Genomic DNA, 22,993 nt, shown 5'->3' on the forward strand with positions numbered 1-22,993 from the left:
TCAGCCCGGTACGTCGTAGGTCAGCGCGATGTCGTCGGCCCACGTCGAGCAGGTGCAGCCGGCAGGATCCTCCAACGAGGACACGGCGCTCGTCAGCAGGTCGCCGAGCCGGGCCAGGTTGGCCTCGAAGCGTGCGAACACCTCCGCCTGCCCGACGCCCTGGCCGGTCTCGACGCCCGCGTCCAGGTCGGTCACCAGTGCCAGGGAGGCGTAGCACATGCGCAGCTCCCGGGCGAGGACGGCCTCGGGGTGCCCGGTCATGTTGACGAGCGTGCCGCCGGCTGCGGCGTACTGCCGTGACTCGGCCCTGGTCGAGAACCGCGGCCCCTCGATGACGACCATCGTCCCTCCGTCCCGTACGCCGGGACCCGCGGCGACGAGCGCCCCACGAACGCGAGGACAGTAGGGATCGGCGAAGGGCACGTGGATCGCGCCCGACTCGACATAGGTCTGCGCCCGCCCCTGGGTCCGGTCGACCAGTTGGTCGGGCACCACGAGATCGCCCGGCCCCAGCCGCGGGTCCAGGCCGCCGACGGCACACGGCGCCAGAACCTGGCGAACCCCGAGGGAGCGCAGCGCCCACAGGTTCGCGCGGTAGTTGATCGCGTGCGGCGGGAACCGGTGCCCCGGACCATGCCGCGACAAGAAGGCGACCCGACGGCCGCCGATCGTCCCCACCGCGATCGGGGCCGTCGGGGCGCCGTACGGCGTCGGCACCTCCTGGTCCTCGCCGTCCTCGATGAACGAGTAGAAGCCGGTTCCACCGATCACCGCGACGTCGGCCATCGGCCGAGCATCCCGCGAAGAGTCGCCGCCATGCGCCCCACCCTGACAGCGAAGTCCCGGTGAGGACCATGTCATCGAGCATCCGTCACAGATCGTTAAGAACCGTTGCGCCGCACGCTCCTCCGGCGTGCCGGACATGGGCGAGCCGCAAGGTCGGCAGCCGGCCCGGCTCGTCGACCCGCGCGAACGCTCGGGTGCCCCAGGCAAGAGTCGAACTTGCGACCTTTCGCTTAGGAGGCGGCTGCTCTATCCACTGAGCTACTGGGGCGTGGGGACCATCTTGTCAGGTCCCGGCCGACGCCTCCGGATTGGGTCGAGGCGCGGCGAACGGCGACAATGGGAGCGACTCGCCGTTCGACCTTGGTGCGGTCCGTACGGTGGGCGTGGTACCACGATGTGCCGATCGGCCGCTGACTCGGCAGCGCAGTCGAGCCCATGACCATCCGCCGCGGGCGGCCACACGACCAGGTGATGCATGACGCAGGACGTTGAGACCGTGCGCGCCGAGACGACGCCCGGGAGCCGCGCCCGCCGGGTGCCGACCTCGCGAGCCGACCGCGACCGCCGCCGTCCGCGCGGCGACCGGGGTCGTCGGGGCGGCGGGGGCCGTCGGGTGGCCGGTGGCCGGCGCAAGGCGCCGCAGCCCGGCAAGACCGTCTTGAAGGTGATCCTCGCGAGCCTGCTGTCGCTCGGCCTGGCGACCGGTCTCGGCGTCGTCCTGATCTACAACAACTGGAACGGCAACATCGACCGGCAGGACGTGTCGAAGCAGCTCACCAACCGCCCGGCCAAGGAAGAGGTGGCGGGCCCCAAGGAGCCGATGAACATCCTCGTGATGGGCTCCGACACCCGCGCCGGCGAGGGCAACGGCATCGACGGCGAGGCGACCAACGGGCTCTCCGACACCACGATCCTCTTCCACCTCTCGGCGAACCGCGAGTTCGCCTACGGCATCTCCGTCCCGCGTGACACGGCCGTGATGCGGCCTGAGTGCACCAAGGAGGACGGCAGCAAGATCCGTGCGGCGTCCGGGTACGAGAAGTGGAACGCGGCCTTCGCGTACGGCGGCCCCGCCTGCACCATCCAGCAGTTCGAGCAGGCCACGAAGATCCGCGTCGACAACTACGTCGTCGTCGACTTCAACCAGTTCAAGGACATGGTCAACGCCCTCGACGGTGTCGAGGTCTGCATCCCCGACGACATCGACGACGAGGTGCGCAACATCCACCTCAAGGCGGGCACCCGCGAGATCAAGGGCAACGAGGCGCTCACCTACGTCCGGGCCCGCTACCGGATCGGCGACGGCACCGACCCGAACCGCACCCGGCGCCAGCAGGCGTTCATCGGCTCGATGATCAACAAGGCGCTCACCGCCGGCATGATCGCGCGACCCGACCGGATGATCAGCTTCATGAACGCCGCCACGTCGTCGCTGCAGACCGACTTCAAGGGCATCGCGCAGATGGCCGACCTCGCCGTCACCGCGCAGGGCATCGGCGCCGACAACATCAAGTTCATCACCACGCCGTGGGTCTACTCCGACAAGGTGAGCTCCGGCATCGAGTGGACCCCCGACGTGGAGCGGCTGTGGCAGCTGGTCCGCCGGGACAAGCCGCTCACCCCCGAGTTCCTCAAGGACGCGCTCAGCGCCGGCGACAACCCGGACGGCTCGCCGTCGGTGGGTGGGCAGCCGGGCGACACCGGGTCCGAGCCGGAGAGCCCGTCCAGTCCGGCCAGCCCGTCCGGCACTCCCGACGGCACCCCGAACGGCACCTCGAACGGCACGCCGGGCGGTACGCCGGGCACCGACTCCCCGATCCCGCCCCCGACCCCCGAGGGCCTGAGCGCCTCCGGCCGCGAGGCCGCCGGCCTCTGCACCTGAGGAAGCTGGGGCGAGACGCGATGGGCGAGCAGCGGGAGACGGAGTGGGAGCGGCGGCGTCGGCTGGCCGAGATCTTCGGCGACGTCGAGCCCGCGGTGACCTCCGACGAGCGGGACGACGCACCCCCGCAGGCGGGGGAGAGCGCGAGCGAGCGCTGGCTCAAGGCGCAGGTCCCGCCGCACCACGGCGACTGAGCCACGGACAGGGCTGAGGGCCCCGAGCCGGTTCGCGCAGGCGCCGAGAACATGCCGAGGGCCGGTGGGGGAGTCCCACCGGCCCTCGGGCCGTTCGTAGCGAGCGTCGCTCAGCGGGTGGCGAGCGAGTCGCGGATCTGGGTGAGCACGTCGAGCTCGGTCTCGCCCGGCTCGGGGTCGGGGAAGAACCGCTCCTTGGCCTTGGTGTAGGGCGTGACGACGAGGAAGTAGACGACGGCGGCCAGGATCACGAACGAGATCACCGCGTTGAGGAACGCGCCGAACGAGTTCTCCGCGTTGGTGAAGACGTCGCTGGCCGAGTCCGGCATCTGCGCGGTGAGCCAGGCGACGAAGGTGGTGACGACGGTGCCGAAGGAGGCACCGATGATGAATGCGACTGCGATGTCGACCAGGTTGCCCTGGAGCAGGAACTTCTTGAACCCGGACATGCTCTCTCCTCTTTCCCGAGACGAGTGGTGGAGGTCGGGATCCTCTCTTGGCTCCCGAAAACTAACTGCGACTCCATGTATAAGTCACGTATTCGGCTGCGGCCGCCGTCGTGACGTGGTAGACCGCATCCGAATCTAGGGCCAGGACGACGAGGCGGCCAGGAAGCGCGCCGTCGTCGGCCGACGCGCGGTCGGGCACGGCGAGGACGGTCGCGTCGCGCGCGAGCATCCGGGTGCTGCCCGCCTGCGGATCGGTGCCGAGCAGGCTGATCCGGTCGCCCGCGGTCAGCAGCGCCACCTGGCCGGCGTCGGAGAGCCGGACCGGGACGGTCGTCGTGCCCGCCGGCTGGGCCGTGCCGAGGTCCGGCCCGACGAGGCGTACGTCGGTGACGGGCTCGCCGGCGCGCAGGGGAGCGGCGAGGCGGCGGCCGACCGGGTCGGCGGCGGCTCCGTCCGGTACGGCGCCCGGCGGGATCCGCACCGTGGCCAGGTCGCCGGCTCGCAGCGCCTGGCCGGCCGGCAGGTCGCGCGCGGCCACCAGCATCGCCGCGGTGGCGGGCGGAGGGGGCGCGAGCGAGCGGAGGGCGACGGCGGCCGCCACGCCCAGCAGCAGGGCGGCGATCAGCCGTCGTCGGCGCAGCACCCGTCGTCGTACCTCGTCGAGGGCGTCGCGGACGCGGCGCAGCGGCCTGCGCGGGGACGGGTGCCGGGGATCACGGGGCTCCATGCCGGCGACCGTAGGCCGCCGCGGCGCCGGCCGCCGGCGTCCTCCACAGGGTCGGTGACCTCAGCCCCGGATCAGGCGGACGAGGCCGCCGAGCTCGAGCTGGAGGAGCCGGTCGAGCCGGACTTGTCGGACGAGCCGGTCGAGCCGGACTTGTCGGACGAGCCGGACTTGTCGGACGAGCCGGACTTGTCGGACGAGCTCGCCGCCGGCGCGTCGCTGGAGCCGCCGGAGCCGCCGGGGCCGTTCGCCGAGGCCTTGCTGTCGGTCTTGTAGAAGCCCGACCCCTTGAACACGACGCCCACGGAGTTGAACAGCTTGCGCAGCTTGCCGGCGCACTCGGGGCACGTGGTGAGTGCGTCGTCGCTGAACTTCTGGACCTGCTCGAAGGCGTGTCCGCAGGCGGTGCACTGGTACTGGTAGGTGGGCATCGACGATCCTCGCTCGGCACTCTCGCGCTAGCACTCTTGCTGGGCGAGTGCCAATGCTACGTCAGGGCCGGGCAGCACGGCACAATGGCGCCACCATGGTGGACCACGACCCGAGCGACGCCGTCGCCGACGCCCCGGCCGCGAAGCCCTCCTCCTGGCCCCGGTGGCTGCGCTGGACCACGGCGATCGGCGTGCTCCTCGTGCTGGCCCTCGTCGCCGGCGTGACGACCACGGTCGTCGTCGTGCGGAGGTCCTGGCCGCAGACGGGCGGGGAGCTGTCGATCAGCGGGCTCGAGGGCGATGTGCGGGTCGTGCGCGACGACTACGGCATCCCGCAGATCTACGCCGACTCCACCCACGACCTGATGCTGGCCCAGGGCTTCGTGCACGCGCAGGACCGCTTCTTCGAGATGGACGTACGACGCCACGCCACCGCCGGCCGGCTCTCCGAGCTGTTCGGGGACTCCGGCCTGGAGACCGACCTCGTCGTACGCACCCTCGGCTGGCGCGACGTCGCGGAGCGGGAGCTGGCCCTGCTGCGGCCGGCGACCCGCAGCGCGCTGGACGCCTACGCCGAAGGGGTCAACGCCTACCTGGAGGGCCGGTCCCCCTCCGAGATGGCGCTGGAGTACACGCTCCTCGGCCTCACCGGTCTCGACTACCAGCCGGAGAACTGGACCGCCGTCGACTCCGTCGCCTGGCTCAAGGCGATGGCCTGGGACCTGCGCGGCAACCTCGAGGAGGAGATCGGCCGCGCCGTCGCCACCGCGACGGTCGGCGCGGACCGGACCGCCGACCTCTACCCCGCCTACCCGTACGACGAGCGCGCGCCGATCGTGCAGCAGGGCGGTGTCGTCGGGAGCGGTGACGCCCGGGTGTTCGACCAGGACGCACCCGGGTCCGGCCCGGCCGCCCGGCGGCGCTCGCCACTCGGCGGCGACACGGGCACGGGCACCGGCACCGTTGCCGCACTTGCGCGGGTGCGCGACGTCCTGGCCGGCGTACCCGCCCTTCTCGGCCAGGGTGACGGCCTCGGCAGCAACGCCTGGGTCGTCGACGGCGACCACACCGACACGGGCGCGCCGATCCTCGCCAACGACCCGCACCTCGGCATCTCGCTGCCCGGCGTGTGGACCCAGGTGGGGCTGCACTGCCGGACGGTGTCGCCCGAGTGCCCCTACGACGTCGCCGGGTTCAGCTTCTCCGGGGTGCCCGGGGTCGTCATCGGCCACAACCGGGACATCGCCTGGGGGTTCACGAACCTCGGTCCCGACGTGACCGACCTCTTCGTCGAGCGGATCGAGGGCGACACCTGGGAGTACGACGGCCGGCAGCTCCCGCTGTCGACGCGGACCGAGCGGATCGAGGTCCGTGACGGCGAGGACGTCGAGCTGACGGTGCGCTCCACCGGCCACGGTCCGCTGCTCTCGGACCTGGCGCGGTTCGCCGACGAGGACGGTATCGAGATCACCGAGGACGGGCTGCTCGACCAGGTCGAGGGCGTCGCCGCGGCGCAGGACGCCGGACCGACGGGGGAGGACGCGATCTCCCTGGCCTGGACGGCGCTGACCCCGCGCCCGACCGTCGACGCGCTGCTCGCCTTGAACCGGGCGGGCGACTGGACGTCCTTCCGACAGGCGCTCTCCGACTTCGCGGTGCCGGGGCAGAACGTCGTGTACGCCGACACCGAGGGGCACATCGGCTACCAGGCGACCGGCCTGGTCCCGGTCCGCGGCCCCGGCAACGACGGTCGGCTGCCCGCCGCCGGCTGGCAGAAGGACACCGACTGGACCGGTGCGTTCGTGCCCTACGACGCGCTGCCCAGCGTGCTGGACCCCGAGTCCGGGATCATCGCCACCGCCAACCAGGCGGTCGCCGACCCGAGCCGCTACCCGCCGTACCTCACCTCCGACTGGGACCAGGGCTACCGCTCCGACCGGATCAACCGGCTGCTCGCCGCCGACGACGAGCTGAGTGTGGAGGGCATGGCGGCCATCCAGCTCGACGACCGCAGCGCGATCGGCGAGGCGCTGACGCCGTACCTCCTCGACATCGACCTGCCGGACGGCTACTACTCCGACGGCCAGCGGCTGCTGCGCTCGTGGAACTACCAGGAGGACGCCGACAGCGCGGCCGCGGCGTACTTCAACGTCGTGTGGCGCGAGGTGCTCGAGCGGACCTTCGCCGACGAGCTGCCCGAGGTGATCCGGCCCGACGGCGGCGACCGGTGGTTCGCGGTCGTCAGCGCCCTGCTGCCGCGCGGGAAGAGCCGGTGGTGGGACGACGTGCGCACCGACGACAAGGTCGAGCGGCGCAGCGACATCCTGCACGACGCCATGATCGCGGCCCGCGACGAGCTCACCGTCCTGGAGTCGCCCAGCGCCGACGAGTGGACGTGGGGTGACCTGCACGAGCTCGAGCTGCGGTCCTCGACCCTGGGGGAGTCCGGGATCGGCCTCGTCGAGCGGATCTTCAACCGCGGCGGCTGGGAGGTCGGCGGCGGCAGCTCGCTGGTCAACGCGACCGCGTGGGACGCCCGCAGCGGCTACGAGGTCGCGACCGCGCCGTCGATGCGGATGATCGTCCCGATGGACGACCTCGACGCCGCCCGGTGGATCAACCTGACCGGCGTCTCCGGCCACGCGTTCCACCCCAACTACACCGACCAGACCGACCTGTGGGCCCGCGGCGCGACGCTGCCCTGGGTGTTCTCCGAGAAGGCCGTGACCGACGCGGCCGACGACTCAACCCAGCCTGCGGATCCCCCCGGGAGTGGCGGCGGCGGTGACGGGCAGGTCGTGCGGCTCGGTGGGTACGTCGGGCAGCACCTCGTCGTCGTACAGCAGGACGCAGGTGAAGGTGCCGACCGGAACCCGTGCGAGCGCCCGGTCGTAGGAGCCGCCGCCGCGGCCCAGCCGCAGACCTGCCGAGGACGCAGCGAGACCGGGAACGAGGACGACGTCGGCGGTCGCGACCACGTCGACGCCGAGGGTCGGGCCGACCGGCTCGAGCAGGCCGCGGCGGGCCGGTGCGAGCGAGGTCGGACCGTGGTAGGCGGCCCAGTCGAGGTCGTTGTCAGGCAGCAGCACCGGCAGGATCACCCGCTTGCCGGCGTCGACCAGCCGGTCGAGCAGGACGGTGGTGCCGGGCTCGGTGCCGACCGAGACGTACGCCGCCACGGTGGCGGCGCGGCGTATCTCCGGCGACGCGAGCAGGTGCTCCGCGATCGCCCGGGCGGCCTCGCCGACCTCGGTGAGCGGCCGGCGCCGGCGGGCGGCCAGCAGCTGGTCGCGGGCCGCGACCTTGGCCGCTCCGTGGCACCGATGTGGACCTGTCACAGGACCAGCCTACGATCGGCGGTATGGGTATGAGTGGTCGCAGTGGCGGCCTCGAGAAGGCGCGGGCGAAGATGCTCGACGCAGGGGTCGACCCCGTCGCCGTCGACACCTTCGCGCACTACTACCGACTGCTCGAGCACGGCGAGACCGGCATGATCCCGGAGTCGACGATCGCCCCGGTCGACATGGAGAGCCTGGCCGACGTGGAGGTCGCCGACGATGTCGCGGCCGACGCGATCGGCAAGACGGTCGCGATCAAGCTCAACGGCGGGCTCGGCACCTCGATGGGCATGGAGCGGGCCAAGTCGCTGCTGTGCGTGCGCCGCGGCCTGTCCTTCCTCGACATCATCGCCCGGCAGGCGCTGCACCTGCGCCAGAAGTACGACGCCCGGCTGCCGCTGCTCCTCATGAACTCCTTCCGCACCTCGGCCGACACCCTGCACGCGCTCGGTCGCTATGGGGACCTCCCGGTGGAGGGGCTGCCGCTGGAGTTCCTGCAGAACAAGGAGCCCAAGCTCCTCACCGCCGACCTGACGCCGGTCAGCTGGCCCAAGGACCCGGACCTCGAGTGGTGTCCGCCCGGGCACGGCGACGTCTACACCGCGCTGCGGGGCGCCGGCCTGATCACGCGGATGATCGAGCAGGGCTATCGCTACGTCTTCGTGTCCAACTCCGACAACCTCGGTGCCGTCCCGGACCCGCGGATCGCCGGGTGGTTCGCGGCGTCGGGAGCACCGTTCGCGATCGAGGCGGTCCGCCGTACCCCCTCCGACCGCAAGGGCGGTCACTTCGCCCAGCGCAAGGCCGACGGCCGGATCGTGCTGCGCGAGACGGCGCAGACCCTGCCCGAGGACCTCGAGGCGCTCGCCGACCTCGACCGGCACCGGTTCACCTCGACCAACAACCTCTGGTTCGACCTGCACGCGATGAAGACCGTGCTCGACGAGCGCGAGGGCATCCTCGGGCTCCCGCTCATCCGCAACGTCAAGCCGGTGGACCCCGCCGACCCCGCCTCGCCGGAGGTGGTCCAGATCGAGACCGCCATGGGTGCCGCCATCGAGATCTTCGACGGCGCCCGGCTGATCGAGGTCGGCCGCGACCGGTTCATCCCGGTCAAGACCACCAACGACCTGCTGGTCCTGCGCTCCGACGTCTACGAGATCGGCGCCGACTTCGCGCTCACCCAGATCGCCACCGACGTCCCGTACGTCGACCTCGACACCGGCTACTACCGGACGATCCACGAGTTCGACCAGCGCTTCCCCGACGGTGAGCCGCTGCTGTCCCAGTCCACGTCGTTGCGGGTCCGCGGTGACTGGACCTTCGGCCGCGGGGTCCGGGTGGTCGGCGACGTGGAGCTCGAGGGCCGCGGTCCGCAGCGGGTGGCTGCCGGCGAGGTGCTCGGGAGCCCCGCCGCCGGACAAGGCGCGGATGACTGACCCGTCCGGTGGCGGGCCTACGTCCGTCGCGGACCACCGGGACCGGGTACGTGCCGGCGTCGCGCAGCTGACCCGGTCGGACCTCCTGCCGCCGGGCGAGGCGCTGGGCCGGGTCCTCGCCACCGACGTGGTGGCGGCCCTCTCCGTGCCGCCGTTCGACCACGCGGCGATGGACGGCTTCGCGGTGCGTGCGGCCGAGGTGGGCGCGCCGCCCGTCGAGCTCCCCGTCGCGGGGGTGGTCGCCGCGGGCGACACCGCGCCGCCGTCACTGCCGGCGGGTACGGCGTACCGGATCATGACCGGGGCGCCCGTCCCTCCGGGCGCCGACCTGGTCATCCCGTTCGAGTGGACGACCGGCAGCGACCCGGTCCGCCTCCTGCGGACCGCCGCCGCCGGCCGGCACGTCCGGCGCGAGGGCGAGGACGTGCGGGCGGGGGAGGTCGCGCTGGCGGCCGGCACCCGCGTCGACGCCGCGCAGATCGGGCTGCTCACCTCGGTGGGCGTCGTCGAGGTCGCGGTCCGCCCGCGGCCGCGACTGGCGGTGATCGCCACCGGCGCCGAGCTGGTCGGCGGCCAGATCCCCGACAGCAACACCCAGATGCTGCTGGCGGCCGGCCGCACCGCGGGCGCGGTCGCCGCGTCGCACGGCCCGGCCCCCGACGATCCGGACGCCTTCCGGGCGATCCTCGCCGAGGCCGCCGAGGTGAGCGATCTCGTTGTCACCACCGGTGGCATCTCGGCCGGCGACCACGACGTCGTCAAGGCGGCGCTGGGCGCGGAGGACGACTTCTGGTTCGGGCCGGTGGAGCTGAAGCCCGGGCGCCCGCAGGGATTCGGGCGGGTGCGCGCGAGCGACGGCCGCCGGGTTCCGGTCCTCGCCCTGCCCGGCACGCCGATCGCCGCGTACGCCGCCTTCCTGCTGTTCGGCCGCGAGGCGCTGGCCCGGCTCGGCGGCCGTCCCGCCGCCGGGACGAGACGGGCCCGGCTCGGCGTACCCGTCACGGCGGGGGACCGCACGGTGGTGCTGCCCGGCCGCTACGACGAGAATGGTCACGTCGTCCCCCTTCCCGGTCATGCCGGGCACTCCCAGCGGCTCCTCGCCCAGGCCGAGGTGCTGATGGTCGTGCCCCCCGCCCGATGCGAGCTGGAGGCCGGGCGGACGATCGAGGTGCTGGTGTGAGCGAAACCGAAGGAGCCCCATGGCTGACGAGCAGGCCCGGCTGACCCACGTCGACGCCTCCGGTGCCGCGCGGATGGTCGACGTGTCGGCCAAGGACCTGACCCATCGGGTCGCGACGGCGTCGGGGCGGGTGCTCGTGTCGCGCGAGGTCGTCGGCCTGCTGCGCGGGGACGGGGTGCCGAAGGGCGACGCGCTCGCGGTGGCGCGGATCGCCGGGATCATGGGGGCCAAGCAGACGCCCGCACTGATCCCGCTGTGCCATCCGCTCTCGATCTCCGGGGTGACGCTCGACCTGACCGTCGCCGACGACGCCGTCGAGATCGCCGCGACCGTCAGGACGACCGACCGGACCGGCGTCGAGATGGAGGCGCTCACCGCGGTGTCGGTCGCGGCGCTCACCGTCGTCGACATGGTGAAGGCCGTCGACAAGGCAGCGGTCATCACCGACGTCCGGGTCGAGACCAAGACCGGCGGGAAGTCGGGGGACTGGTCGCGATGAACCACCCCGTGGGCGGCGGCTCGACGGACTACCTGGCGGTGGTGGTCGTGGCGTCGAACCGCGCCGCCGCCGGCGTCTACGAGGACACGACCGGTCCGCTCATCGTCGATGCCCTGCGCTCGTGGGGGTTCGTGGTGGGCGACCCCGTCGTGCGGCCCGACGGCGAGCCGGTCGGCGCGGCGATCGCCCTCGCCGTCCACGACGGCGCTCGGGTCGTGCTCACCACCGGTGGCACCGGCCTGACGCCCACCGACCGCACCCCCGAGGTGACCCGTCCCCTGCTCGACCGCGAGGTCCCCGGTCTGGCCGAGGCGATCCGGGCCGCCGGGGTCGCGAAGGGCGTGCCGACCGCCGTCCTCTCGCGCGGCCTCGCAGGCGTCGCCGGCCAGGCGCTCGTCGTCAACCTGCCCGGCTCCCGCGGCGGGGTCAAGGACGCGCTCGCGGTGCTCGAGCCGGTCCTGCTGCACGCCGTGGAGCAGATCGTCGGGAGCGACCATTGAGCGAGGCCCGGCCCGGCGAGAGCCCGCGGGAGCGGATGGTCGTCGGCGTTCCCGGACGCGCCTGGCCCAACGAGCTGATCTCCGGCACCGACCCGGTCGTCCGGCTCCGCCCAATCGCCCGCGGCGACGCCCGTGCCTGGCGGACCGCCCGCCGCCGCAACGCCATGTGGCTCGGCCCGTGGGACGCCACCGCCCCACCCGGGTCCGACGCCCGGCCGACCTCCTTCCGGGCACTGGTCAAGCGGCTGCGCCGGGCCGCGCGACGCGGGACGACGTACCCGTTCGTCGTGGAGGTCGACGGGGTCTTCGCCGGCCAGGTCAGCGTCAACAACATCGTGCGCGGCTCGGCGCAGTTCGCCTCGGTCGGCTACTGGATCGACCAGCAGTACGCCGGACGCGGCGTCATCCCGCGCGCCGTCGCGATGGTGATCGACCACTGCTTCTTCCTCGGCGGCCTGCATCGCATCGAGATCTGCATCCGTCCCGAGAACACCAACTCCCTGCGGGTCGTGGAGAAGCTCGGGATCCGCGAGGTCGGCTATGCGCCGTACTTCCTGCACATCGACGGCGAATGGCGCGACCACCGCATCTTCGCGGTCACCCGCGAGGAGGCCCCGCGCGGCGTCCTGATCCGGCTCGAGCGATCCGCCGGAGGCGATGCGTAGGGTGATCCGCCGGGGGAACCCCGCAAATCACATGCGTCACAGGAATCAATCTGTGACACACCGATAGACATGCGCCCCGTCCTGAGGTAGCGCTCCTAACCTCTCGGTGTGGACCTCAGCTCACTGATCTTCGTCGCCTTGTTCGTGGCGTGGGCTGTCTACCTCGTCCCGAAGGCGCTGCGGCACCACGAGGAGGACGCCTCCAGCCGCTCGGTCGAGGGCTTCTCCGACCGGCTGCGTGTGCTCGCCCGACGGGACGCGGTGTCGTCCACCGAGGCCGAGCTCATCGAGAAGGATCGTCTGGTCGAGACCGCGGCCTTGGCCGACGTGCCGGCTGACGATTCAGCCAGTACGACGGCCGCCGGATCCGGCGAGAAGGCCGAAGCGGAGCCCGCGGCGCCCACCCCTGCGCCGCGCGCCTCCCGCCCGGTCGACCGCCCCGCGGCCCGCCGCGCTGCCGCCCGGCGCCGCCGGGTCTTCAACCTCCTGCTCCTGGCGGTCGTGGTCGTCGCCGGCCTCGCGATCGGCAAGGTCGTCGCCTGGGTGTGGCTCGCCGCGCCCGCCGGGCTGATGGTCGTCTGGCTGGTGGCCTGCCGGCTGATGGTCACGCGCGAGCGCGCCGCCCGCTCCAGCCAGGTCCGCAGGCGCCGTACCACTCTCGCCGACGAGGTCATCGCCGCGGAGGACGCCTCCTCCGGCCCCGACGCCGAGGACGGCCCGTTCGGCAAGCTGCGTGACGACACCGACGAGATCCCCGTGGTCACGGCCGAGGTGCTCGACGAGCCCGCCGCCGAGTCCGGCGAGTCTGCCCGGCCCGTCGAGGACGGATGGACCCCGGTCCCCGTGCCCCTCCCGTCGTACGTCGCCAAGGCGCCGGCCGGTCGCACGGTCCGCACCATCGACCTCGACTCCACCGGCGTGTGGAGCTCCGGCCGCAACGAGGCCGACTCCCAGCTCGCTCGCGAGGCCGACGCCCAGCGTGCCCAGGCCGACGCGGCCACCGAGGACGAGCAGCGCCGCGCCACGGGCAGCTGACCCACCCGCTCCCGGATGGGCGGGCCGTGGCCGGGTAACGCCCCGCCATGACCGAGGAGAGCGCCGCCGACCGGCAAGCAGCCCAGCAGGCGCGCGAGCAGGAGAAGAAGTACGACGACTCCGCGACCGCCGTCTCGCCCGACACCCAGTTCGCCGATCCCGACGAGATCATCGACGACAGCCCGTTCGCGGACGCGTCCGCCCGTGGCCAGTCCACGACCTTCGAGGACCCGCCGAAGCCCCGCGCGAGCTCCGACCCGGACCACGGCCCGCACGGCGACGAGCACCCCCGTCCCGCCGGCCACGCCGACGAGGACCGCGACTGACCATCCCGATTCGGACCGCATGCGACCCGGGTGCTACCGTTTCTCCTCGCTTGGGGGTGTGGCGCAGTTGGTAGCGCGTCTCGTTCGCAATGAGAAGGTCAGGGGTTCGAATCCCCTCACCTCCACCAAGCAGCAAAGAGCCTCTGGCCAGCCGAGACGCTGGCTCGAGGCTCTTTCTCGTCGTTGCGGCTGACGCGCTGGCACTACCTCTGGCGCTCGCCCAGGCGCCCCTCATAGCGGCCGCCCCGGGGCCAGCACCGTGATGGCCGTGACGTCACTCAGCTCCCGCGATCCGCGTGTACGCGATGCCGTCAGCGGCCATCGACGCGTTCCGTGCCACGGACGTAAGAGGGCACCGGCGGGCGATGTCATGTCACCCACTTGGGGGGCAAAATCGGCCGTTCGGAGAGACGGTGGTCGCGGTGGCGCTTCGGCTCAGCCATTCTCAGCGCAGGGTTTGTCCAGATCGCCGGGCGAACGAGCGTGACCGGTCGAAGCGGTGACCAACTTCTTCGGGCTTAGGCGTCATGTTCTTCAGCTCCGGTGGTCTCACACTCTGAGGACCTGCCGAATGGGCGGTAGGTCGCCCGAGGGGAATCGAGGCGAGTAGATGCAAACGATCCGTCCGTTCAGAGCGCGCAGGAGCGCCGTTGCGCTGGCGAGCGGCCTGGCCGTGGTCGTCAGCGGACTGGCGTGGGTGGCGACGACGCCGACCCCGGCAGCAGCCGGACCCGGCGACGGCACGCTCACTGTCGCTGTCGCGCGTGACGTGAGCGGTGACGGCGTCTACGACCCCATCATCGATCCGCCCCAGGCCGGCATCGAGGTCAAGGTCACCGACTCCGCAGGCAACGTGGCCAACGGGGTGACCAACGCGGCCGGCGAGGTCGTCATCACCGCCGCCTCGGCCTTGGTCGGCGGCAGGTACCGGGTGGAGACGGCGGTTCCGGCTGCACTGTCCTACCTCCAGCCCGCTCCGGCGTCCGCGTCGGGAGCGGCCAACGCATTCCGGAGCGTGACGACCTTCGTCGACGTCAGCGGCGGCGCCGCCGAGACGGTGCGGGTCGGCGTCTGGAACCCTGCCGACTACGCACCGGTGGATCCGGACTACGTGGTGGCGATCCAGCCGTCCCGATCGTCTCCGGGCACCTCACGCTCGCTGGTCCGCACGAACTGGGCGCACCGGGGTGACGGCAACGGGGGCACGACGACCCCCAACACCCAGAATGTCACCACACTGGCGACCAAGGCCCAGACCGGCTCCGTCTTCGGCCTGGCCGCCGAGCGTGACGAGCGCCTGTTCAGTGCTGCCTACGCCAAGGCGTTCGTGCCGTACGGTCCGGGCGGCTCGGGTGCGGTCTACGTCACCGACCTGAACTCCGGCTTGCCGAACGCCAGCCTGTTCGTGACGATCCCGAACGCGGGGTCGACCGCCCACGGCAACATCGCGGGCGGACGCGACGACGACTACTACGCCGCGGCCGGCACCGAGGGGCTCGGCGGCATGGCGATGTCCGAGGACCAGTCCACGCTGTACGTCGTCAACCTCAACGACCGTCGGCTCTACGAGGTCGACGCCACCGGGGCGACCGGCACCATCACCGGGTCGACGGCCATCGCCGATCCCGGCTGTGTCGGCGGCCAGTGGCGGCCGGGCGCAGTGACCGTGCGGGACGGGGAGGTGTACGTCGGCGGCGTCTGCGACGGTTCGGTGTCCGGAGACCGGGCGGACCTGCGAGCGTACGTGCTCCGCCTCGACGGCGGCTCCTTCGACACCGTGCTCTCGCAGCCGCTCGACTTCGTCCGGGGCGCGGCCGAGAACGGCGGCACGGCCGTGTCGCGGCAGTGGAACACCTGGCGCACCGCCTGGTCGCGCACGGGTGTCGACGGTCTGCCCGTGACGCCGACGGCGGGATCCAGCTACAACATCAAGTACCCGACGCCGTTCCTGACCTCCTTGGAGTTCGAGACCGACGGTTCGCTGTTCCTCGGCTTCCGGGACCGTCACGCGGACCAGATCGGCTCCAGTGGCTTCGAGCCCGGCGTCACCGTCGACCCCGTTCTGGTGAATGCCATCACGGGCGGTGACGTCAACAAGGCCTGCATCAACCCCGACGGCAGCTACTCGTGGGAGGGCGTCAACGGCTGCCCGGACAACACCACCAGCACTCCGGACGGTGGCCAGGCGGCAGCGGTCAGCGAGTTCTTCGCCGGCGACTGGATCTCCCTGAGCGGAAGCACGACGACCGGCAACCATCAGGAGGTCGCCCAAGGTGGTCTCGCCTACGCGCCGCGCAACGGCGAGCTGGGCAGCATCGCGCTGGACCCGACCGGCCTGGTCGGCACGGGCGGCATCGGCTTCTTCGACACCGCGACCGGGCAGGGGCCCGGCGGAGCGCCCACGACCCGCGGCTGGCTGATCAACACCTACCCCGAGTCCTTCGGCAAGGGCAACGGCCTGGGTGATCTCGACCTGCTCGCCGGTCTCGCGCCGGTCCAGATCGGCAACCGGGTGTGGTTCGACGCGGACAAGGACGGCGTCCAGGACCCCGACGAGCTGCCGATCCCCGGCGCGACGGTGACCCTGCTCGACTCCACCGGCGCCGTGGTCGCGACGACGACCACGAACGCGGACGGTGAGTACTACTTCGGTGGCGACGGAGCCGCCTACCAGGTGGTGCCCGGAGCGTCGTACACGGTGCGGTTCGATGTGAGCACGGCCGACACCTCGGGGCTGCCGTTCTCGCCGCCGACCAGCGCGCTGAGCTACACCACCTCCAACAGTGGGGGCGACGACAGCCTCGACTCGGACCCGACGCCGGTGAGCCCCGGCATCGCCGAGGTCGCGATCACCGCGCCGCTGGCTCCTGGCGGCGTGGATCACACGATCGACGCCGGCGTGGTCCTCCCGCCCTCGGTCTCGGTGGGTGACTACGTGTGGGTCGACTCGGACAAGGACGGTCGTCAGGACGACGGCGAGCCGGGAATCCCGGGTGTGGTCCTGGTGCTGACCGGACCTGACGGTCAGCCGGTGACCGATGTGTTCGGCAACCCGGTGGGTCCGACGACGACGGATGCGAACGGTGGCTACACCTTCGACAACCTGCCGCCGCTGCCTGCTGGTCAGCACTACACGGTGACGATCGACCAGACGGCGCCGTCGACCCAGACCGCGTTGGAGCCGTACGTGCCGACGCAGTCGGGGCAGGGTGACACCGCGGGCGACTCGTCGACGTGGACGGCGGAGTCCTCGGACCTGACCGACGACGGTGACCGGGACCCGACGCTGGACTTCGGGTTCGTGCCGGCATCGGTGTCGGTGGGTGACTACGTGTGGGTCGACTCGGACAAGGACGGTCGTCAGGACGACGGCGAGCCGGGAATCCCGGGTGTGGTCCTGGTGCTGACCGGTCCCGATGGTCAGCCGGTGACGGACGTCGACGGCAACCCGGTGGGTCCGACGACGACGGACGCGAACGGTGGCTACACCTTCGACAACCTGCCGCCGCTGCCTGCTGGTCAGCACTACACGGTGACGATCGACCAGACGGCACCGTCGACCCAGACCGCGCTGCAGCCCTATCAGCCGACACAGGCGGGGCAGGGTGATCGTGAGGGTGACTCGTCGACCTGGTCGGCCGAGTCGTCGGACCTGACCGAGGACGGTGACCGGGACCCGACGCTGGACTTCGGGTTCGTGCTCGCGCCGCCCAAGCAGGGGCAGCCGACGTTGACGACCGCCACCTCTGACGCCAAGGCGCTGGTCGGCGCCGAGCTTCACGACTCGGTGACCATCACCGGCTTCACGGCGGGCGGCACGTCGACGGGATCGGCCACGCTCTACGGGCCGTTCTCCTCGCCCTCAGCGGCGATGTGCACGGCGGACACCCGGGTCGGCTCGGTTCCGTTCACGCCGGCCAACGGAACAGTCCGTACGCCGTCGGTCACGGTGACCAAGCCCGGCTACTACACCTGGGTGGCGTCGATCACCGCGGACCAGTTCAACAACGCGACCACCCACGCCTGTGGGCTGGCTGCGGAGACCAGCCTGGTCCACCGTCCGGAGAACAAGGTGCGCCACATCGACACCGGCTTCAACGGGGTCGACCCCGGCGCGGCCGGCCGAGCTGCGCTCCCGGGCTCGCCGAAGCGGGTCAAGGTGCCGGCCCTCGGTCTGAATGCCAAGGTGACGCAGGTCGGGCTGACCGACGTGCGGGCCAACGTCCCCAAGAGCCGCAACCTCCTCGGATGGCTGCAGACGTCGGCTCGACTGGATGACGCGATCGGCACGACCGTCGTCGTCGGGCACGTGTCCGACAACCGCGACCGTCCGGGGGCGTTCTACGACATCAAGCGCCTCAAGGCCGGGAAGACCGTGAAGGTGAAGGGCAGCGATGGCAAGACCTACCGGTACAAGGTGGTCACCAAGAAGCGGTTCAGCAGGGCCAAGCCGCTGCCGGAGAGCCTGTTCTCGATGACCGGCGCTCCGCGGGTGCTTCTCGTGACGTGCACCAACAAGGTCACCCGACCCGATGGTCACTTCCACTACCGCGACAACCTGGTGGTCACGCTGAAGCCGGTGAAGAAGAAGTAGAGAACGGGCCACGGGTGCCGAGCCTGGTGCGCTGATCCTGTGGTCTCCTTCAGGAACAGACAGCTCCGGCTCCGGTAGAGGACCCGGTAGCCCAAGGGTGGCCCCGACCGCATCGATCCGGTCGGGGCCACTGCCCTTGCCCGGGCGGGCCCGGGCCGATGGCCTATTGTTGCCGGTGCAATCTGTTCCGTCGTGTGACGGCTACCGGCCACGCGATCGCATGATAGTCGACTCCTTCAGATCGGTGACTCGGATGTCTGTTGAGTTCGCTGACGGCGAGCGCTCCAAGAAGGAGATGATCGCCGACGAGCTGCGCCGCGAGATCGGGTCGGGGCGCATCCGACCGGGGGAGAAGCTCTCGGAGGCGAGGTTGGCCGCCCGTTTCGGCGTGAGCCGGATGCCGGTCCGTGAGGCGCTCAAGGAGCTGGAGACGGCCGGGTTCGTGTCGGTCGAGCAGCGCCGCGGCACCTTCGTGAAGCAGATGCGCAAGCACGACATCCTGGACCTCTTCGAGGTGCGGGAGGCGGTCGAGGGGATGGCGGCCCGGCTGTGTGCGACCCGCGCCGGCAACGAGCTCCTCTCCCGCATCGACGAGGTCATGGCCGAGATGCACCGCGTCGTCGAGGCCGGCGACATCGACGTGTACGGCGACGTGGACGCGCGGTTGCACGCGCTGATCGCGGAGGGCTCCGGCAACGACCGGCTGCGGGAGCACTACCGGTTGCTGGTGCAGCACATCAACCGCGGCCTGCTCTCCTCGATCGTCAGCCAGCGCGCGGGACGGGTCACGCGGTCCTTCGATGAGCACGTGCGTCTGGTCGCGGCGCTGCAGTCCCGCGACGGCGACGCCGCCGAGGCCGCGATGCGGAAGCACGTCCGCAGCGGCCGCGCCGAGCTCCAGGACGAGGTCGCGGCGAAGTTCGCCCCCTGACGGCAAGGGAAGCGAGCCGCTCCCGCATCGTCAACTGACATGTCAGTTCCTGGGGGACTCCCCTCCAGGCACTTCGGCGACTCGGGCCGAAGCTGCCGCTCGTCCCAGTGTTAGCGGGACGTTACGTCTGCGTTGCGGGCGAATTCAACCGTTGACAACTGGTATGTCAGTTCTCCATAGTTGGCTGCACCGGCCGATTCCGAGGCAGCAAAGCCACGTGTTCTGACATACCACCCAGGTCTCCGCGCCGGCCGTCATCCATCCGCCCCGGCGTCTGCCGGGACGCTCGAAAGGCATGCCATGCGCATCAAGCTCGCTGCGATCCCGCTCGCGGTCACCCTGCCTCTCTCGCTCGCCGCCTGCTCCGGCTCCTCAGCCGACGACGCGTCCTCCGACGACGCGATCCAGGTCGGGTTCCTGGCGCCCGCGCCGCGCAACGACGGCGGCTTCACCCAGTACGCCCTCGCCGGCGTCGAGAAGGCCGTCGAGGCCGGCGGGATGGAACTGACCTCCATCGTCGACAACGCCGCCGAGTCCCAGGAGCAGATCGAGGGTCTGCAGACGCTCGCGGCCAACAACGACATCGTCGTCGCGGACGGAGCGGTGCTCAACAAGGCCGTGGCCGTGGTCGCCCCGAAGTACCCCGATACGCACTTCATCCTGGTCGCCTCCGACCTCGAGGAGTACGCCGAGAACGTCAGCTCGGTGACCGTGGCGGTCGGACTCGATGCCCTCGTCGCCGGCGCGGTGGCCTCGATGCGCTCGGAGTCGAAGAAGATCGGGATGATCGCCGGCCCCGAGGTCCCGTCGTCCACCGCCTGGTACTACGGCATGAAGCAGGGTGCGGCCATCGAGAACCCGCAGACCGAGGTCTTCCAGGCCTACACCAACGACTACAACGACGTCGGCAAGGCCAAGCAGGCGGCCGAGGCGATGATCGCCAACGGCGCCGACCAGCTGCTCTCCGATCTCGACAGCGGCTCCGAGGGCATCTACCAGGCCGCCGGCGCGGCTGAGGGCATCGAGGTCTACAACGTCTTCGCGCTGCACTGCGACGAGAACCCGAACATCGTGGGCTCCGGCGTGGTCAGCTGGTCCGACGTCCTCGAGAGCACGGTGACCGAGGCGGCCGCCGACGAGCTCCCGGCCGGCGCGATCAGCTTCGGCCTCAAGTCCGGTGCGCTCTCCTTCCAGTTCTGCGAGGGCAAGGCGAGCGAGGAGGAGATCGCCCTCGTCGAGGACATCACCGGGCGCATCTCGGACGGCTCGATCACGCCCGAGGAGGGCGTCCTGCTGCCGCGGCCGAGCTATGACTTCGAGCAGCGCTGATCCGATGTCGACGACGACATCCGGCGCCGACCCGCGGGCGGGAACGCGCTCATCCGCCCTCCGGCTCTCGGGGGTGACCAAGCGGTTCGGCGGGTTCACGGCCAACGACGCGGTCGACCTCGAGGTCGGCTGGGGCGAGGTGCACGCGCTTCTCGGTGAGAACGGCGCCGGCAAGACGACGCTGATGCGGATCGTGACCGGCCTCTACCAGCCCGACGAGGGCACGATCGCCGTCGACGGCGAGGAGGTCGCCTTCCGGCGGCCCGAGCAGGCGCTGCGCGCGGGGATCGGGATGGTGCACCAGCACTTCACGCTGGTGCCCACGCTCACCGAGCTGGAGAACCTGGCGATGGGGCCGTCGCTGCTGCCCCTGAGGGACGGACGACGTACGGCGCTCGAGCGAGCGACGAGCGTCGAGTCGGAGACCGGCCTGCGGATCACGCCCGACCGCCGGGTCGCCGACGCCTCCATCAGCGAGCGCCAGCGCCTCGAGATCGTCAAGCTCCTGTGCCGCGGCGCCCGGATCCTGATCTTCGACGAGCCGAGCGCCGCGCTCACCCCCGACGAGTGGGAGGACCTCGCACGGCTGATGCGGCGCCTGGCCGACGACGGCCACGCGGTCGTCCTGATCTCGCACAAGATGTCGGAGGTCTTCGCGGTGGCGGACCGGTTCACCGTCCTGCGCGGCGGCGCGGTGGCCGGCTCGGGGGCCATCGCCGAGACCACCCGCGAGGACCTCGTCGAGCAGATGGTCGGGGAGTCGGTGGAGATCCGCCGCGAGCGCGGTCCGGTCCAGGCCGGCCGCCCTGCCCTGGCGGTGCGCGGCCTCTCGGTGCTGCGCGACGCCGACCAGCCGCGCGGTCCACGCGCGCTGGACGACGTCGGCCTGGACCTGCGGGGCGGGGAGATCCTCGGCATCGCGGGCGTCGCCGGCAGCGGGCAGGCCGAGCTGGTCGAGACGCTTCTCGGCCTGCGCATCCCCGTCGCGGGGGAGATCGAGGTCGCCGGCAGGCCCTATGTCGACCGCTCGCCCTCCTCCTTCTACGCCGCCGGCGGCTCGCTGGTCGCCGAGGACCGGCACCACGTCGGGATGTTCGGCTCGATGACGCTGTGGGAGAACATCAACGTCCGCGCGCTCCGCCGGCCCCCACTGGTCCGCCGCAACGTGATCGATCCGGCGGCCGCACGGCACCGGGCCCGCGACCTGATGGCCGAGTTCGAGGTCCGGGCGACCAGCGAGAACCAGGCGATGGGGCGCCTCTCCGGCGGCAACCAGCAGAAGGCGGTGCTGGCCCGCGAGCTGTCGACGCAGCCCGCACTGGTGGTGGCCGTCCAGCCGGTCCGCGGCCTGGACGTGCGCGCCACGGAGTTCGTCTATCGCCGCCTGCTCGACCAGCGGGCGCGGGGCGGCGCCGTGCTCCTCATCTCGATGGACCTCGACGAGGTCCTGTCGCTCTCCGACCGGATCGTGGTCCTCGCGCACGGCAGGGTGCAGGGCGTGCTCGACGCCGCCGACGCGACCCGCGCGCGGATCGGCGCCCTGATGACCTCACGGGAGGCGTCATGACACCGCCGTCCGCCGCCGCGCTGCGAGCCCTCGGCCTGCGCCTGCTGACCCAGCTCGCAGTGGCGCTGGTGACACTCCTGATGGCCGCCCTGATCCTGCTCGCCATCGGGGTGTCGCCGACGGTCGCCGCCGACGCCTTCTGGGCCGGCACCTTCGGCAGCCCGACGAACGCCGGCACCACGCTGACCCAGGCGGTGCCCCTCTTCCTCGTCGCCCTCGGCTGGATCGTCACCGACAAGGCCGGACGGCTCCAGGTCGGCTTTCCCGGCCAGGTCGTGATCGGCGGCTGCGCCGCCGCCGCGGTCGGCCTGCAGTGCGAGAACGTCCCCGCGCCGCTCGCGGTCATGCTCTGCGCGGCCGCCGGCATGCTCGGCGGAGCACTGTGGGCCGGGATCGTCGCCTGGCTCTGGGCCTCCCGCGGCGTGCTCGAGATCGTGTCGTCGCTGCTGCTGAACCTGGTGGCGATCCAGGTCCTCGCCTGGCTGGTCCGCGGCCCGCTGCAGGGATCCCTCGACCAGCAGCCCCAGTCGGCGGACTTCCCCGAGTCGACCCGGTGGCCCGCGTTCCCGTCGGTGCCCGGTCTCACCCTGTCCTACGACGTGCTGCTGATGCCGGTCCTGGCGGTCGGGCTCATCGTGGTCCTGTCCCGCACCTCCTTCGGCTTCTCGCTTCGGGCGTCCGGCGGCAACGTGACCGCGGCCCGGTGGCAGGGGATCGACCCGGTGCGGACCGGTGTCCGCGCGATCGCGCTCTCCGGTGCCTTCGCCGGCCTGGCGGGTGCGGCGCTGCTGTTCGCGGGCTCCGCGCCGTGGCTGAGCGAGGGCTTCGAGGCAGGCATCGGGTTCAACGGGATCGCCGTGGCGCTGCTGGCCCGCAACTCGCCCGTCGGCGCGATGTTCACCGCCGTCGTCTTCGCCTCCCTCAACGTCGGTGGCACGTCCCTGCAGAGCCTGCTCGACGTCCCGTCGACGCTCACCTCGGTGCTCCAGGGCGCGGTGATCGTCCTGGTGCTGGTCGCCGCGGCGGTCGCGGTCCGGCGGCGGAGCACGACTCCGCCCGAACCGGCTCCGGCGCCCGCCGAACCCTCCGGGCGCGTGACCGCGGCCGCCGGACAGGGGGCCTGA

19 protein-coding genes, 2 tRNA genes and 1 pseudogene are annotated in these 22,993 nt (G+C 71.7%); 16 read left to right on the forward strand and 6 right to left on the reverse strand.

Going from position 1 to position 22,993, the window contains the following annotated elements; all coding sequences use genetic code 11:
• Together KVF89_RS15710 and KVF89_RS15715 are read right to left on the reverse strand one after the other, a co-directional pair.
• Window positions 1-786, reverse strand: coding sequence for an S-methyl-5'-thioadenosine phosphorylase (locus KVF89_RS15710; RefSeq protein ID WP_257426897.1), 786 nt, complete (start codon window positions 784-786; stop codon window positions 1-3).
• Window positions 787-981: 195 nt separating this feature from the next.
• Window positions 982-1,054, reverse strand: a tRNA-Arg gene (locus KVF89_RS15715).
• 207 nt (window positions 1,055-1,261) lie between these two features.
• Here KVF89_RS15715 and KVF89_RS15720 point away from each other — a divergent pair.
• On the forward strand, window positions 1,262-2,668 hold the full coding sequence (locus KVF89_RS15720) for an LCP family protein (RefSeq protein WP_257426899.1): 1,407 nt from the start codon (window positions 1,262-1,264) through the stop codon (window positions 2,666-2,668).
• Between the two features lie 20 nt (window positions 2,669-2,688).
• Window positions 2,689-2,862, forward strand: coding sequence for a hypothetical protein (locus KVF89_RS15725; RefSeq protein WP_257426901.1), 174 nt, complete (start codon window positions 2,689-2,691; stop codon window positions 2,860-2,862).
• 110 nt (window positions 2,863-2,972) lie between these two features.
• On the opposite strand, the gene KVF89_RS15730 is transcribed toward KVF89_RS15725, so the two are convergent.
• The 3 genes from KVF89_RS15730 to KVF89_RS15740 form a co-directional block, all read right to left on the reverse strand.
• On the reverse strand, window positions 2,973-3,311 hold the full coding sequence (locus KVF89_RS15730; protein WP_257426902.1) for an MscL family protein: 339 nt from the start codon (window positions 3,309-3,311) through the stop codon (window positions 2,973-2,975).
• Between the two features lie 61 nt (window positions 3,312-3,372).
• On the reverse strand, window positions 3,373-4,038 hold the full coding sequence (locus KVF89_RS15735; RefSeq protein ID WP_257426904.1) for an SAF domain-containing protein: 666 nt from the start codon (window positions 4,036-4,038) through the stop codon (window positions 3,373-3,375).
• Window positions 4,039-4,109: 71 nt separating this feature from the next.
• Window positions 4,110-4,466: an FmdB family zinc ribbon protein gene (locus KVF89_RS15740; protein ID WP_257426906.1), complete on the reverse strand. Its 357-nt coding sequence runs from the start codon at window positions 4,464-4,466 to the stop codon at window positions 4,110-4,112.
• Window positions 4,467-4,561: 95 nt separating this feature from the next.
• Here KVF89_RS15740 and KVF89_RS15745 point away from each other — a divergent pair.
• Window positions 4,562-7,183: pseudogene (locus KVF89_RS15745) on the forward strand (penicillin acylase family protein); the annotation flags it as partial.
• A gap of 27 nt (window positions 7,184-7,210) precedes the next feature.
• Here the strand turns inward: KVF89_RS15745 and KVF89_RS15750 are convergent.
• On the reverse strand, window positions 7,211-7,804 hold the full coding sequence (locus KVF89_RS15750) for a 5-formyltetrahydrofolate cyclo-ligase (protein WP_257427616.1): 594 nt from the start codon (window positions 7,802-7,804) through the stop codon (window positions 7,211-7,213).
• A 29-nt stretch (window positions 7,805-7,833) separates the two neighbouring features.
• Between KVF89_RS15750 and KVF89_RS15755 the strand changes: the two genes are divergently transcribed.
• The 13 genes from KVF89_RS15755 (at window position 7,834) to KVF89_RS15815 (ending at window position 22,993) form a co-directional block, all read left to right on the forward strand.
• Complete coding sequence (locus KVF89_RS15755; RefSeq protein ID WP_257427617.1) at window positions 7,834-9,243, forward strand: UTP--glucose-1-phosphate uridylyltransferase; 1,410 nt, start codon at window positions 7,834-7,836, stop codon at window positions 9,241-9,243.
• Window positions 9,236-10,423 carry a molybdopterin molybdotransferase MoeA gene (locus KVF89_RS15760; RefSeq protein ID WP_257426908.1) on the forward strand — a complete coding sequence of 396 codons (1,188 nt, stop codon included), beginning with the start codon at window positions 9,236-9,238 and terminating at the stop codon, window positions 10,421-10,423. Before KVF89_RS15755 ends, KVF89_RS15760 begins: the two co-directional genes overlap by 8 nt.
• Before the next feature lie 19 nt (window positions 10,424-10,442).
• The gene (moaC, locus tag KVF89_RS15765; protein ID WP_257426910.1) at window positions 10,443-10,922 is read left to right on the forward strand and encodes a cyclic pyranopterin monophosphate synthase MoaC; all 480 of its coding nucleotides are present in this window, start codon (window positions 10,443-10,445) and stop codon (window positions 10,920-10,922) included.
• Window positions 10,919-11,422, forward strand: a complete 504-nt coding sequence (locus KVF89_RS15770; protein ID WP_257426912.1) for a MogA/MoaB family molybdenum cofactor biosynthesis protein — start codon at window positions 10,919-10,921, stop codon at window positions 11,420-11,422. The genes moaC and KVF89_RS15770 overlap by 4 nt, the downstream gene beginning before the upstream one ends.
• Window positions 11,423-11,457: 35 nt before the next feature.
• Entirely contained in the window at window positions 11,458-12,087 is a 630-nt protein-coding gene (locus KVF89_RS15775; protein WP_372497936.1) for a GNAT family N-acetyltransferase, read from the forward strand.
• Between the two features lie 108 nt (window positions 12,088-12,195).
• Window positions 12,196-13,122, forward strand: coding sequence for a divisome protein SepX/GlpR (gene sepX / locus KVF89_RS15780; RefSeq protein WP_257426915.1), 927 nt, complete (start codon window positions 12,196-12,198; stop codon window positions 13,120-13,122).
• 47 nt (window positions 13,123-13,169) lie between these two features.
• Window positions 13,170-13,448 (forward strand): hypothetical protein, encoded by a 279-nt coding sequence (locus KVF89_RS15785; RefSeq protein ID WP_257426917.1) that lies wholly within the window; start codon window positions 13,170-13,172, stop codon window positions 13,446-13,448.
• A 52-nt stretch (window positions 13,449-13,500) separates the two neighbouring features.
• A tRNA-Ala gene (locus KVF89_RS15790) sits at window positions 13,501-13,576 on the forward strand.
• Between the two features lie 482 nt (window positions 13,577-14,058).
• Window positions 14,059-18,042, forward strand: coding sequence for an SdrD B-like domain-containing protein (locus tag KVF89_RS15795; protein ID WP_257426919.1), 3,984 nt, complete (start codon window positions 14,059-14,061; stop codon window positions 18,040-18,042).
• 253 nt (window positions 18,043-18,295) lie between these two features.
• Window positions 18,296-18,973: a GntR family transcriptional regulator gene (locus KVF89_RS15800; protein WP_257426921.1), complete on the forward strand. Its 678-nt coding sequence runs from the start codon at window positions 18,296-18,298 to the stop codon at window positions 18,971-18,973.
• A 300-nt stretch (window positions 18,974-19,273) separates the two neighbouring features.
• Window positions 19,274-20,302: a BMP family lipoprotein gene (locus tag KVF89_RS15805; protein ID WP_257426923.1), complete on the forward strand. Its 1,029-nt coding sequence runs from the start codon at window positions 19,274-19,276 to the stop codon at window positions 20,300-20,302.
• 73 nt (window positions 20,303-20,375) lie between these two features.
• The gene (locus KVF89_RS15810) at window positions 20,376-21,869 is read left to right on the forward strand and encodes an ABC transporter ATP-binding protein (protein ID WP_257426925.1); all 1,494 of its coding nucleotides are present in this window, start codon (window positions 20,376-20,378) and stop codon (window positions 21,867-21,869) included.
• Window positions 21,866-22,993, forward strand: a complete 1,128-nt coding sequence (locus KVF89_RS15815; protein ID WP_257426927.1) for an ABC transporter permease — start codon at window positions 21,866-21,868, stop codon at window positions 22,991-22,993. Before KVF89_RS15810 ends, KVF89_RS15815 begins: the two co-directional genes overlap by 4 nt.

It is taken from the genome of Nocardioides carbamazepini (assembly GCF_024614185.1).
GTDB lineage: Bacteria > Actinomycetota > Actinomycetes > Propionibacteriales > Nocardioidaceae > Nocardioides > Nocardioides carbamazepini.